This window comes from Amycolatopsis sp. NPDC051373 (genome assembly GCF_040689465.1).
Lineage (GTDB): Bacteria > Actinomycetota > Actinomycetes > Mycobacteriales > Pseudonocardiaceae > Amycolatopsis.
Genome location: NZ_JBFBAE010000007.1, coordinates 99251 through 112176, shown reverse-complemented (window position 1 = coordinate 112176; position 12926 = coordinate 99251). Strand labels below are relative to the sequence as shown.

Sequence of the window (12926 nt, the reverse complement as noted above, 5' to 3'; positions counted from 1 at the left end):
CTCAGGCGGTTTCGACGGGCAGGTCGGCGCGGGCGCTCCACTCGTTCCACGAGCCGTCGTAGTTGGTCCCGAGGGGGAAGCCGGCGATGGCGAGTCCGAAGAGGACGGTCGAGGCCGCGACGCCGCCATTGCAGTAGGCCACGACCGGCCGGCCGGGGTCGAGCTCGGCCGCGGTGAAGAGGTCCTTCAGCTCGGCCGCGGAGCGCCAGGTGCCGGTGGCGAGGTCCACGAGGTCTTCGCGCGGCACGTTCACGGCGCCGGGGATGTGCCCCGGCCGGTTGCCGGGACGCGCGATCTCGCCGGTGTACTGGCCGGGATCGCGGGCGTCGACGAGCTGGATCTCCGGTTTGTCCAGTGCGGCCAGCACGTCCTCGGCCGTGGCTCGCAGTTCGGGGCGGGTGTGCGGGGTGAACACGGCGCGCGGGTGCTGCGGCACGGCCGTGTCGACGGCCCGGTTTTCCTGCTGCCACAGGGTGAAGCCGCCGTCGAGCACGACCACGCGGTGGTGGCCGTAGTAGTGCAGCGCCCACCACAGGCGCGTGGCGAAGGTCGACGCCGGGTGCGTGTCGTAGGCCACCACCAGGTGCTCGTCACCGATCCCCGCCCGCGCCATCGCGTCGGCGAACTGCCGCTCGGTGGCCACCTGCACGGGCACGGCGTCGTCCGGGTCGACGATGTCGCGCGTCCAGTCGAGGAACACCGCGCCGGGCACGTGACCGGCGGCGTACTCGTCGGCCGAGCTCTCGTAGCCGAGGCCGGCCGGCCTCGGTGAAGAGGTCGCCGCGCCCTGGCCGGGCAGCGGCGGCACGGAGCCGCGGATGTCGACGACCCGGACGTCCGGATCGTGCAGGTGTGCGGCCAGCCACTCGGTGGTGACCAGGAAATCGGCGCGTGGCATCGGCTCGGGCCCGTCCCTCCGGCGGGGCCGGTGCCCGCCTTCAGTCTGTACCATACAGTACAGTTCCGGGCGGTGTCGTTCCCAGCAGGTCAGCGCAGCGCGTTGATCGTGATGGTGAGCGTGTCCGGGTCGCCCGCCTGCACGGCGCCGCTGAAGTCCGGGCCGGGGGAGACGTCGTCGTAAGGGAAGGCGTAGCCGCGGTTGTCCGGCAGGCGGCTGTGGACGATGCGGGCGTAGTGGTTGGTCTCGGCGGCGGTGTAGAACTTGGCGGGGTCTTCGCCGTCCGGCTGGTTCGGGTTGTCGAGCAGCGTCGTGCGGTTCAGCGCGGCCGCCAGCCGGGGGACGATGGCCTTGCGCGCGTCGCTGGCCCCCTCCTTCAGTGTGAACGGGCCGCTGTTGCAGCTCCACACGTCGGCGGTGACCGGTTTGGCGAAGCGCTCGCCGTTGGTGAAAGTCAGCATGCCGTCGCTGCCGACGCGGCCGGTGAACTTGCCCAGGCCCGGGATCTGCGAGTCGACGGTGAGGTCGGTGCCCGCGTACTTCTGCCAGACGGAGTCGATGTACCCGTCGAGATAACCGGTGAAGCGGTCGGCCCGGTGCTGCGCGGACAACGCACGCAGCGGACGGCCGTCGGCCCCGGCGTCCACCAGGTCGGCCCACGCGCCGCCCTGGGCTTTGAGTGCGGCGCAGATCGGGTCGAGCGAGCCGGCGGGCAGGCCGGGCACGGTCTGGTCGCCCGAGACCGTCGTCCGCAGGTGCAGGCCCATCGGGATCGCGACGAAGTCGACGTAGCTGATGTTGGCGAACAGCACCGCGTCGTTGAAGGTGAACTCGCAGAACGACCAGTCGCGGCCGTGGTTCGGGTCCGCGGTGTTGACGAAGCTCGGGTGCACCAGTGCGGGGCCGGGGTTGACGAAGAAATCGAGCTTCGCGTCGGTCACCACGTAGATCCGCGCGCCCGCCATCTTCGGCACGCTCACCTGCGGCAGCGATTTCACCGGGATGGCGCAGTCCTCGGCGAGCGGCGTCTGGTCCGCCGCGGGGGAGGGCGGGTAGTACGGCGTGCCGTCGGCCTTGAGGATAACGGGCCGGCTGTCCGGCGCGATGCCGGTGATGTAGGCGTAGGTCTGGCCGGCGCCGGAGCGGTCGTCGAACGCGACTTTCACCGTGTCCGGAGTTGCGGCGGAGGCGATGCCCCTGCCCCACAACGGAAAGGTGGCCGCCGCGGCGGACGCGCCGAGGAAAGCTCGTCGGGAAATCAAGGAAAACGCCTCCTGGGGACGGGGGAGTGTTCGGTGGGCCGGTGGGGCCCGCCGCCGCAGGCCCCACCGGCCGGGTCAGCCGACCTGGAGGTCGATGCAGGAGTAGAACGCGTTGGCCGTGTCCGCGATGTTCCACACGGCCAGCACGGTCTGGCGGCCGGTGTGGCCGCTCAGGTCCACCTGGTGCGTCACGGTTTCCGGCGGCTGCTGGTTGTGGCCGTCGAAGCTCGCGATCTTCTCGTCGCCCAGGTAGTACTCGTAGTTCGCCGTGCTGTGTCGCGCGGTAAAGGTCCACGTGAACGTGACCGTGGAGCCGACGGACGCGGCCTGCCAGGGCTTGGAGTTGTCGTTCAGCTCGGCGTACTCTTCCTTGCCGCCGTTGCAGCTGTGCAGGCCCTTGGGTCCTTCGACGCTCTGCGGTTCGTACTTGATCGCTCCGCAGTCCACGATCCCCTGCGCGCACTGCGCCTGCCGGCTGGCGGGGGAGTTGACGTAGCCGTGGGCGCTCGCGATGCCGGTGGGTCCGACGAGCACGAGCACGGGTGCGAGGGCGGCGCCGGTGAGGCCGGCGATGATCTTCCGGTTCGCTTTCATCCGAGCTCCTTCGGGGACTGCTCGCGACCCGAGGGGACGGCGAGCGAAGGATCGATTCGTGGTCTAGACCATAACCACAGGAACCGGACTCGGTCAACAACTGGCGAAGTGCATACGGAAGTTGGTTATCGGGCAACTGATCGTCATGGTTCAGTGCATCGACGCGCCGGCTTCCCGGGCTGCGTGGAGGAACGTGCGCACGGCCGGGGCGATAGCGTCGGCGTGATAAGCGACCCCGATGCCCAGCTGTGGCCGTGGGCCCCGGATCGGCCGGTAGACCACGCCGGCGCGGGTGAGTCGCTGCGTCTCCGAGGCGATGAACCCGAGACCGAGCCCGGCCGCGACCAGCGCGATGATCGACTGCGCGGGGTGGGCTTCCATGGCGATCTTCAGGCTGAAACCCGCTTCGCGGCACAGCAGCAGCACGGTGTCGTAGAGCTGCGGCGCGATCTGGCGCGGGAAGATCACCACCTGCTCGCCTTCGAGGTCGCCCAACTCGAGCGACTCGTGCGCCGTCAGCGGGTGGCCTTCAGGGAGCGCGAGCTGGAACGGTGCCCGGCCGATCTCTTCGACGGCGATGCCGGCGTCGTCCAGTGGCGGGTGCACCACGCCGACGTCGAGGTCGCCACGGCGCAGCGCGTGCTCCTGCTCCGCGGTGGTCAGCTCGCGGACCACGAGGCCGACGTTCGGGAGCCGTGCGCGGAACAACGCGGCGATCTCCGGGTAGACGACGTAGAGCGCGGGCGAGGTGACGCCGACCGTGAGCTGACCGACCTCGCCGCGGTCGGTTCGCAGGGTGAGCGCCGCGGCGTCGTCCATCTGCCGCAGCACCTTGCGCGCCTCGGCCAGGAAGACCTCTCCCGCCCGCGTGAGCGAGACCGAGCGCTTGTTCCGGTGGGCGAGACGCACGTCGAGTGCTCGCTCGAGACGCAGGATCTGCTGGCTCATCGCCGGCTGGCTGATGTGACAGCGCTCGGCGGCCCGGCTGAAGTGCAGTTCTTCGGCGAGTGCCACGAAGCACTCGAGTCCGGTCCGGTCCATTGGCCCAGCTAACTCTGATAACCAGAACAAATCAATAGATCCAGACAAAGAGTTGGACCCAATCGTCTCGGCGCTCTTACCGTGGCCTGCGCCACTCGAAGAACGGAGAGCACCGAATGCTGTTGCCGACGTCCGACGGTCCGCCGATTCGCGTCACGTCCGTGGAGACGACCGTCGTCAACGCGGAGCTGCGGAACTGGATCCTGGTCAAGGTCCGCACCGACCAGGACGGCTTGTACGGCTGGGGCGAGGCGAGCCTCAACTGGAAGACCCGGGCCGTGACCGGGGCGATCGAGGATCTCGCGCCGCTGGTGGTCGGCCGCGACCCGCGGGACATCGAGCAGATCGTGCGCGTGCTGACCAAGCACAGCTACTACCGCCTCGGCATCATCGGGTCCACCGCGATCAGCGGTATCGAGCACGCGCTGTGGGACATCTTCGGCAAGTCCGTCGGGCTGCCGGTGTGGCGGCTGCTCGGCGGCCGGGTCCGCGACTCGGTGCGCGTGTACACCCACCTCGGGCTCGGCGACATGAGTTCGGTGTACGACACGGCCGACGCCGGCCGGCTGCGCGAGAAGGCCGCGGCGGTCGTCGAGCAGGGCTACGACGCGCTCAAAGTCGTGTTCATCCCCTACGGCAACCACCTGACCGTCGCCGCGGAGCGCCGGCACGTCGACAAGCTGATGGCGACGCTGCGCGACACCGTCGGCCCCGACGTGGACATCATGGTCGACTTCCACGGGCGCACCGCGTCCGTCGCCGCGGCCTCCCAGTACATCGAGGTGCTGGCGCCGTACGAGCCGCTCTTCTGCGAAGAACCCGTACAGCCCGGTGACACGGAAGCACTGCGGCAGGTCGCCGAGCGTTCGCGCGTGCCGATCGCGACCGGGGAACGGCTGGTGGGCCTCGGCGAGTTCCTGCCGGTGTTCGCGGCGAAAGCGGTGCACGTCGCGCAGCCCGACCTCAACCACACCGGCGGGTTGCTGGAGGGCAAGCGCATCGCGGCCGTCGCCGACACCGAGCTCGTGGGCGTCGCGCCGCACAACCCCAACGGCCCGATCGCCGGGGCCGCGGCCCTGCACTTCGACGTGAGCACCCCGAACTTCGTGATCCAAGAGGAGATGAGCGGCGCGGTGAGCTGGTACGACGAGGTCGTGCGCACCCCGATGACCCGGGTGGGCAGCCACTGGCAGGTCCCCGACGCACCCGGGCTCGGGGTCGAGGTTGACGAGCGGGAGGCCGCGAAGCACCCGTTCAAGCCGGAAGTGCCGCACAGCAGCTCGGCCGTGCTGGCCGACGGAACGGTGGTGGACTGGTGACCACCACGATGCGGACGTTCGACCACCCGGCCGGCGTGCACAACGCCACGCCGCCGCGGGTGGTCTTCGGCCCCGGCACCTCGGCCGGCCTGCGCGACGAGGTGGAGCGGCTCGGCGCGAGCCGGGCGCTGGTCGTCACGACCCCGGGCCGCACCGAGCTCGGTGACCGGTTCGCGACCGCGATCGGCGATCGCTGCGCGGGGCTGCTGCCCGAGGCCGTGAGCCAGGTGCCGGTGGAGCTCACGCGCCGCGGCGCCGAGAAGGCCGCGAGCCGGGGCGCCGATTGCCTCGTCGCGGTCGGCGGCGGCGCGGCGACAGGCCTGTGCAAGGGCATCGCGTACCTCTCCGGACTGCCCATCATCGCCCTGCCCACGACCTACTCCGGCTCGGAGATGACGGGCTTCTGCGGGATGACCGCCGACGGCGTGAAGCGCATGCACGAAAGCCTCGCGATGCGACCGTCCACAGTGGTCTACGACGCCGAGCTCTCGCTCTCGCTGCCGCCGGCGGTCAGCGCGTCGAGCGCGATGAACGCGCTGGCGCACTGTGTCGACGCGATCTACCTGCCCAGTCTGAGCCCGCTGATCGCGCCCGCGGCCGTCGAGGGCGCCCGGGTGGTGGCGACCACGCTGCCGGCGCTGCTCGCGGACCCGGGTGATCTCGCGCTGCGGAACGAAATGCTCTACGGCGCCTACCTTTCCGGGGCCGCGCTCACCGGCGGGTTCGCGATGCAGCACGCGATCGCGCACATGCTCGGCGGCAGCTACGACGTGGAGCACGGCGTCGCGCACGCCGTGGTGCTGCCCTACGTGACCGACCACCTCGTGCGCCACGCGCCCGGGCCGCTCGGCCGGATCGCGGCCGCGCTCGGCACCGACGACCTCGCCGGCGCCCTGTGGGACCTGGCCGTCGGCGCGGGACTCCCGGTGCGCCTCGCCGACGTCGGCTTCGGCCCCGGCGACGAGGACCGCGCCGTCGAGATCGCGACCACGGCCGACGGTGCCCCGGCCACGCCCGACACCCACGACGGCGGCCGGGCGGGCAACCCGGCGCCGGTCACGCCGGCCGCCGTGCGCGCCATCCTCCGCGCGGCTGCCGACGGGACCAGGCCGGGTGGCTCGCGATGAGGATCCTGCTGATCGGCGAAGCCGCGGACCACGAGGACGACCTGCGCGCGCACCTGGCGCAGCCGTACGAGGTGGCCGGATTGCCGTGGGCGGCCGCCGACTCGGCCGCGTTCGACGGCGAGCTCGGCCCGGACGACGTCGTCGTCTCGTTGCGGTTCTCCCGCCCGGAGGGGCAGGCGCCGCCGTTCCGGCTGCTGCACGTGCCGGGCGCGGGCCTCGACCGGATCGACTTCGCCGCGCTGGCCCCGGAAACCGCTGTGGCCAACGTGTTCGAGCACGAAACGCCGATCGCGGAGTTCGTCCTCGCTCGGCTGCTGGAGTGGGAGATCCAGGCTGCCGCGCTGCAGGCTTCGTTCAGCGCGGACGCGTGGCCGGAGCTCTACGCGCACCGCGTCCCGCACGGCGAGCTGTACGGCAAGACGCTCGGTCTCGTCGGCTACGGGCGCATCGGGCGGGCCATCGCCGAGCGCGCCGCCGGGTTCGGTGTCGAGGTGCTCGCGGTGGACGACTTCGCGAGGGGCGACGGCATCGCGCAGGTGCTGCCGACCGCCCGGCTGGCGCAGGTGCAGGAAACGGCCGACTACCTCGTGCTCGCCTGCCCGCTCACCGCGGAGACGACGGGGCTGATCGACGCCGCGGCGCTGGCGCGGATGCCGGCGCACGCCGTGCTGGTGAACATCTCCCGCGCGCCGATCGTCGACGAGACCGCGCTCTACGAAGCATTGCGGGACAACGGGATCGGCGGTGCGATCCTCGACGTCTGGTACCGCTACCCCGGCAGCGGCGGGGAAGCCGTGGCCCCCGCGGCTCACCCGCTGTGGGACCTGCCGAACGCCTGGTGCACGCCGCACTCCAGCGCCTGGACCACCCAGCTGCCGCGCCGCCGCTACGCGGTCATCGCGGACAACATCAACCGGCTCGCCGCAGGGGAGCCGTTGCGCCACGTCGTTCGCCCGCCGAATGGCACCGCTCAAGGAGGAGCAAGCCATGACCCCCACCGGAACACCTGACCAGATCTGGGCCGAGTCCCGGCGCCGCCTCATCCCGGGGACGGTGATCGGGAGCCTCATCGAGTGGTACGACATCGCCGTCTACGGCCAGGCCGCGGCGCTCGTGTTCGGCACGCTGTTCTTCCCCCAGTTCTCCGACACTGCCGGGCGCGTCGCCGCGTTCGCGACCTTCGGCGTGGGCTACTTCGCCCGGCCGCTCGGCGCGATGATCTTCGGCCACGTGGGAGACAAATACGGTCGCCGGTTCTCCCTCGTCTGCACCCTGCTGCTGATGGGGATCGCGACTGTCGTGATCGGGCTGCTGCCCACCTACGCGGGCATCGGGATGCTCGCGCCGGTGCTGCTCGTGGTCTGCCGGCTGCTGCAGGGGCTCGGCGTCGGCGCCGAGTACGTGGGCGCCGTGACCATGGTCGCGGAGTTCGCGCCGGCGAAGAAGCGCGGCTACTTCGCCTCCCTGCCCGCCTCGGGGGTGTTCCTCGGGATCGGGCTGGCGGCCGCGGTGAGCGCGAGCGTCTCGGCGCTGCCGAACGACCAGCTGATGAGCTGGGGCTGGCGGGTGCCGTTCCTGCTGAGCTTCGTCGTGGTCGGCATCGGGCTGCTCATCCGCCTGCGCGTGCCCGAGTCACCGGTGTTCGCCGAGCTGAAGGAAGCTCGGGGCCGCACCAAGGTGCCGGCCCTCACCATGATCAAGGCGATGCCGAAGCGGCTGCTGCTGGTGATGGTCGCCAACGGCGTACTGGCGTTCAACATCTACGTGGTGCAGACCTATTCGCTCAGCTACCTGGCCGGCAAGGGCGTGGCCAAGAGCAGCGCGCTCGTGGCGGTGCTGGTCGGCTGCGCGGTCGGTGCGGCGGTGATCCCCGTGCTGGGCAAGGTTTCCGACCGCTCCGGGCGCAAGCCGGTGTACCTCGCGGTGAGCGCTTTCTGCGCGCTGGTGCCGTTCCCGTTCTTCTGGCTGCTGGACACCCGCAACGTGGGCCTGATCGTGCTCGCCTTCGCCCTCGCGCTCGGCGGCTGCCTCGCGATGTTCGGTTCGCAGGCCGCGTTCTACGCCGAGCTGTTCCCCGCGCAGTACCGCTTCAGCGGTTTCGCTCTGGGCCGCGAGATCCCCGGCGCGGTGCTCTCCGGACCCGCCCCGGTGATCTGTGTCGGCCTCGTGACGCTCGGCGCCGGTTCCCCGAGCCTCGTGGCGGTCGCGATGGTCGTGGTCGCCGTCGCGGGCCTGCTCGCGGTGCTCGCCCTGCCGGAGACCCGAGGCACCGACCTGGCACCCATGGTCGAGCCCTTTCCCGCCGTGACCGAGCGCGCCGGCGCCTGACCCCCGTTCCGGGCCGGCTGCCCCCCACCGGTCCGGAACGGGTTCCACACCACGTCCCTACGAACGCTGTCCCGACAGCAGCTCGAACGCCTCCCACATCCCGGCGTAGCGGCCGCCGCGGGCGAGCAGTTCGTCGTGGCTGCCGGCCTCGGCGATGCGGCCGCGGTCGAGCACCACGATGCGGTCGGCCGACTGCGCGGTCTGCAGCCGGTGGGCGATCACGATGGTCGTGCGCCCCGCCGAGAGCGTCCGCATCGCCTCGGCGACGTGAGCTTCGGCCGCGAGGTCGAGGTTCGACGTCGCCTCGTCGAGCAGCAGGATCGCCGGGTCCACGAGCTGGGCGCGGGCGAGCGCGAGGAGCTGGCGCTGCCCGGCCGAGAGCGAGCGGCCGCGTTCGGCGATTTCGTGCAGGTAGCCGCCGGGCAGCGTGGCCACGAACTCGTGCGCCCCGACGGCCCGGGCGGCCGCCTCCACCTCGGCGTCGGTGGCGTCGGCGCGGCCGTAGGCGATGTTGTCGCGCACGGTGCCGGTGAACAGGAACGCCTCCTGGGGCACGTAGCCGAGCGCGCGACGGTAGGCGGCGAGGTCGAGCGAGCGCAGGTCGTGGCCGTCGACGCGGACGCTGCCGGTGTCCGGATCGTAGAAGCGCGCGAGCAGCTTCACCAGCGTCGACTTGCCCGCGCCCGTCTCGCCGACCAGCGCCACGGTCTCGCCGGCCGCGATCGTCAGGTCGACCTCGCGCAGCGCCTCCGGCGGTTTCGCCACGGCCTGCGAGCCCGCGACCAGCCGCGGGTCGGCGGGACCACGGCGTTCACCCGTGCCGAGCGCCGGCGCCGAGGGGTACGCGAAGCGCACGCCGTCGAACGCGATCTCGCCGCGTAGCCGGCCGGGGTCGATCGCCTGGACGGCGGGCGGGGTGAGCGTCTCCAGCCGCATCAGGTCGGAGATGCGGCTCACCGACACCCGCGTCTGCAGCCACGAGTCGAACACCTGCGACAGCTGTTGGATGGGGGAGAAGAACAGGTCGATGTAGAGGATGAACGCGATCAGCGCGCCCGGCGTCAGGTGGCCGGAGTAGATCATCCCGGCGCCGACCCCGAGCACGATCGCGTCGGCGCCCGCCGAGAGGAACTGCACGAACGGGAAGTACGTGGCGGCCAGCCGCTGCGCGGAGTAGCGCGAGTCGAGGTAGTCGCGCCCGAGCCGGCGGAACCGGCGGATCGTCTCGTCCTCGTGGGCGAACGCCTGCGACTCACGCACACCCGAAAGACTCTCCTGGAAGTCGGCGTTCACGATCGCCACGCGGTCGCGCGCCACGTCGTAGAGCTTCGCGGCGCGCCGGCGGAAGATCACCGTGCCGATGGCCAGCGGCACCACCACCGACAGCGTGCACAGGCCCAGCAGCGGGTTGACCACGACCAGCGTCACGCCGACCCCGGCGAAGGTCACGAACGCGACCAGCGCCGAGAGCAGCCCGTTCTGGATCAGCGACTCGAACTGGTCGACGTCGGTGGTCATCCGCGTCATGATCCGGCCGGCCATCTCGCGCTCGTAGTAGTCGAGCGAAAGGCGTTGCAGCTGCGCCCAGATCCGGATCCGCAGCGACAGCATCACGCGCTGCGCGGTCCGGCCGGTCACGAACGTCTGCGCCACCTCGTCGAGGAAGGCGATCAGCGTGATCAGCAGGAACAGCCCTGCGGCGCCGAAGAGCACGGCCTGCGAGCCCTGCAGCACGCCGTCGTCGATGCCGCTCTTGACGAAGACCGGCCCGATCACCGACGCGACGGCGTCGATCACCACGAGCAGCAGCCCGAACAGCAGCGGCCGGCGGAACTCGCGCAGCAGCGTGCGCAGGGAGAACGTGCGCTCCTGGCGAGCTTCGGTGGCGAGGTCGACCTTCGCGAAGTCCCGCACGGGTTTCAGCTGGTCGACCCGAGCGAGCAGCTGCGGGGTCGGGGGAAGTGCGGCGCGCCAGCCGCTGCCGCCGGCCGAGCCGCCGAGGCCGGCGCCGATGCCCGCGGCTCCGGTCGCGCGGGTCGTGAAGCGCCGGCCGTTGCCGTTGTGCCCGTTGCGTTCCCCACGCCAGGCCGACGCGGTGGTGCCGGCCACGGTGAGGGCCTCGATGCGGTCGCCGACACGTTCGGCGGCTTCCTCCTCGAGGCCGGTGAGCAGCGTGCGGTAGAGGGCGCTGCGCTCGACCAGCTCCTCGTGGGTGCCCTGGTCGGCGACCACGCCGCCGTCGAGCACCACCACGCGGTCGGCCAGGTGCAGCGTCGAGCGGCGGTGTGCGACGAGCAGCGTGGTGCGCCCGGCCAGCACCGCGCGCAGCGACGCGTTGATCGACTCCTCGGTGTTGGCATCGACGGCGCTGGTGGCGTCGTCGAGCACGAGAATCCGGGGGTCGGTGAGGATCGCGCGGGCCAGCGCCACGCGCTGGCGCTGCCCGCCCGAGAGCGAGAGCCCGCGTTCGCCGACCACGGTCTCGTAGCCCTGCGGCAGGGCGCGGATGAAGGCGTCGGCCTCGGCGACCTCGGCGGCGGCGAGGATCTCCTCGTCGGTGGCGTCCGATCTGCCGTAGGCGATGTTGGCGCGGATGGTGTCGGAGAACAGGAAACTCTCCTCGAACACCACGCCGACCTGGGACCGCAGGGATTCGAGCCGCACCGTGCGCAGGTCGTGCCCGTCGAGCAGCACGGCGCCGGACTCCGGGTCGTGGAAGCGGGACACGAGCGTGGTCGCGGTGGTCTTGCCGCTGCCGCTCGGGCCGATCAGCGCCACGCGTTCGCCGGCCGCGATGTGCAGGTCGAAGCCCCGCAGCACCGGCGCGTCGGGCGAGTATCCGAAGTGGACGTTCTCGAAGGTGATCTCCCCTTTGGCCGTCGGCAGTTCCACGGCGTCGGGGGCGTCGGCGATGTCCGGTTTCAGGTCGATCAGCTGGAAGATCCGCTCGACGCCGGCGCGGGCCTGCTGGCTGATCGCGAGCACACCGGCGAGCTGGCGCGCCGGGGCCATCAGCTGCCCCACGTAGGTGGAGAAGGCGAGGAACGTGCCCAGGCTGAGCCCGTGGTGCAGCGCGAGCCAGCCGCCGAGCACGAGGATCGCGACCTGTCCGAGCGCGGGGATCGCCTGAAGAAGCGGCTGGTAACGCGACTGCAGCCGCACGGCCCGCAGCTGCATGCCGTAGAGGTCGCCGGCGGTGTCGGCCAGGCGGCCCAGCTCCCGGTCCTCCTGACCGAACGCCTTGACCACGCGCACGCCGTTGACGTCCTCGTCGACGATCTGCACCACGTCGCCCTCGCGCTGCTGCGCGGCCCAGGTGGCGGGGAAGATCCGCCGGCGCATCCGGTAGGACACCATGAGCAGCAGCGGCACCACGACCAGGCTCACGAGCGCGAGCAGCGGCGAAAGGACCAGCATCACGCCGAGCGAGAGCAGGACCAGCAGGATGTTGCCGCTCATGATGGGCAACAGGCTCAGCAGGCCCTGCACGAGCGCGGAGTCGGACGTCGCGCGCGACACGAGCTGGCCCGTGGGCATGCGATCGAGGTTCGCGAAGTCCATGCGCTGCAGGTGGGCCTGGATGTCGTTGCGCAGGTCGTACTGCACGGCCAGCGCGACCCGGCCACCGCGGTAGCGCCGCTGGTAGGCGAACACGAACGCGGCCGCGGCGAGCACGAGCAGCGCGATAAGCCACGGCCACAGCGAAGCCGAGCGGCTGAGGATCACCCCGTCCACGATCTGGCGTTCCAGCAGCGGCACCACGGTCTGGCAGGCGCTGCCGAGCACGGCGGCGCCGAAGGCGATCAGCAGCTCGCGGCGGTGGCGCAGGACGTAGCCGCCGAGGCGGCGCAACCAGCGGGACTTCTCTTCGGGTTCGCTCACCGGTTTCCGGCCAACCGCTCGGCCATGACCTCGTCGATCGCGTCACCCAGCCGGCCCAGCGACTCGAGCACCACGTCGCCGTCGGGCGTGCGGGCGACCAGCGCGAGGAGCTCCTTGATCATCTCGGCCTCGGTGGTGGCGAGCAGCCGTTCGCCTTCCGGCGTCAGGGAAAGCGCCGTGGCCCGGTGGTCGGCGTCGACGTCGCCGCGGACCAGGAGGCCGCGTTTCGTGAGCGCGTCGACCGCGGCGCTGATCGCCGGACGGCCGAGCGCGAGCCGCCGCGCCACGCGGGAGGCCCGCTCGTCGCCCGAGGCGATGGCGGACAGCACGCGGTAGTGGGCGAGGTTCAGCTCTCCGGACGAGCGCTCCAGCAGCCGCGAGACGCGGGCCAGTGCGCGCACGGCGCTCGTCGCGGTCTGCTCGCGGGATTCTCCGGGGGAGGGCATGATCCCGACTGTAACCCCTGTTTGTTCGA

10 protein-coding genes are annotated in these 12926 nt (G+C 71.5%); 4 read left to right on the top strand and 6 right to left on the bottom strand.

Annotated elements, in window-relative coordinates; translation table 11 throughout:
* Position 1: 1 nt before the first annotated feature.
* The 4 genes from AB0383_RS14955 to AB0383_RS14940 form a co-directional block, all read right to left on the bottom strand.
* The gene (locus AB0383_RS14955; protein ID WP_366187521.1) at positions 2-898 is read right to left on the bottom strand and encodes a sulfurtransferase; all 897 of its coding nucleotides are present in this window, start codon (positions 896-898) and stop codon (positions 2-4) included.
* Between the two features lie 89 nt (positions 899-987).
* Positions 988-2160, bottom strand: a complete 1173-nt coding sequence (locus AB0383_RS14950; RefSeq protein ID WP_366187519.1) for a glycoside hydrolase family 64 protein — start codon at positions 2158-2160, stop codon at positions 988-990.
* 75 nt (positions 2161-2235) lie between these two features.
* Entirely contained in the window at positions 2236-2754 is a 519-nt protein-coding gene (locus AB0383_RS14945; protein WP_364175461.1) for a lytic polysaccharide monooxygenase auxiliary activity family 9 protein, read from the bottom strand.
* Between the two features lie 150 nt (positions 2755-2904).
* The gene (locus tag AB0383_RS14940; RefSeq protein ID WP_366187516.1) at positions 2905-3795 is read right to left on the bottom strand and encodes a LysR family transcriptional regulator; all 891 of its coding nucleotides are present in this window, start codon (positions 3793-3795) and stop codon (positions 2905-2907) included.
* A gap of 116 nt (positions 3796-3911) precedes the next feature.
* On the opposite strand from AB0383_RS14940, the gene AB0383_RS14935 reads away from it, so the two are divergent.
* The 4 genes from AB0383_RS14935 to AB0383_RS14920 are packed head-to-tail and all read left to right on the top strand — an operon-like array spanning position 3912 to position 8569.
* Entirely contained in the window at positions 3912-5114 is a 1203-nt protein-coding gene (locus AB0383_RS14935; RefSeq protein ID WP_364175467.1) for an enolase C-terminal domain-like protein, read from the top strand.
* On the top strand, positions 5111-6241 hold the full coding sequence (locus tag AB0383_RS14930; protein WP_364175469.1) for a maleylacetate reductase: 1131 nt from the start codon (positions 5111-5113) through the stop codon (positions 6239-6241). Before AB0383_RS14935 ends, AB0383_RS14930 begins: the two co-directional genes overlap by 4 nt.
* A complete protein-coding gene (locus tag AB0383_RS14925; RefSeq protein ID WP_364175472.1) occupies positions 6238-7251 on the top strand; it encodes a 2-hydroxyacid dehydrogenase in 1014 nt (337 codons plus the stop codon). Before AB0383_RS14930 ends, AB0383_RS14925 begins: the two co-directional genes overlap by 4 nt.
* Positions 7229-8569, top strand: a complete 1341-nt coding sequence (locus AB0383_RS14920; RefSeq protein ID WP_366187513.1) for an MFS transporter — start codon at positions 7229-7231, stop codon at positions 8567-8569. The genes AB0383_RS14925 and AB0383_RS14920 overlap by 23 nt, the downstream gene beginning before the upstream one ends.
* A 57-nt stretch (positions 8570-8626) precedes the next feature.
* On the opposite strand, the gene AB0383_RS14915 is transcribed toward AB0383_RS14920, so the two are convergent.
* Both AB0383_RS14915 and AB0383_RS14910 read right to left on the bottom strand, forming a co-directional pair.
* Positions 8627-12451 (bottom strand): ABC transporter ATP-binding protein, encoded by a 3825-nt coding sequence (locus tag AB0383_RS14915; protein WP_366187511.1) that lies wholly within the window; start codon positions 12449-12451, stop codon positions 8627-8629.
* Entirely contained in the window at positions 12448-12897 is a 450-nt protein-coding gene (locus tag AB0383_RS14910; protein ID WP_364175481.1) for a MarR family winged helix-turn-helix transcriptional regulator, read from the bottom strand. Before AB0383_RS14910 ends, AB0383_RS14915 begins: the two co-directional genes overlap by 4 nt.
* Positions 12898-12926: the final 29 nt, after the last annotated feature.

Coding starts and splice junctions, on each gene's coding strand:
- AB0383_RS14955 (WP_366187521.1), bottom strand. CDS start 898: ATGCCACGCGCCGATTTCCTGGTCACCACCGAGTGGCTGGCCGCACAC.
- AB0383_RS14945 (WP_364175461.1), bottom strand. CDS start 2,754: ATGAAAGCGAACCGGAAGATCATCGCCGGCCTCACCGGCGCCGCCCTC.
- AB0383_RS14940 (WP_366187516.1), bottom strand. CDS start 3,795: ATGGACCGGACCGGACTCGAGTGCTTCGTGGCACTCGCCGAAGAACTG.
- AB0383_RS14935 (WP_364175467.1), top strand. CDS start 3,912: ATGCTGTTGCCGACGTCCGACGGTCCGCCGATTCGCGTCACGTCCGTG.
- AB0383_RS14925 (WP_364175472.1), top strand. CDS start 6,238: ATGAGGATCCTGCTGATCGGCGAAGCCGCGGACCACGAGGACGACCTG.
- AB0383_RS14920 (WP_366187513.1), top strand. CDS start 7,229: ATGACCCCCACCGGAACACCTGACCAGATCTGGGCCGAGTCCCGGCGC.
- AB0383_RS14910 (WP_364175481.1), bottom strand. CDS start 12,897: ATGCCCTCCCCCGGAGAATCCCGCGAGCAGACCGCGACGAGCGCCGTG.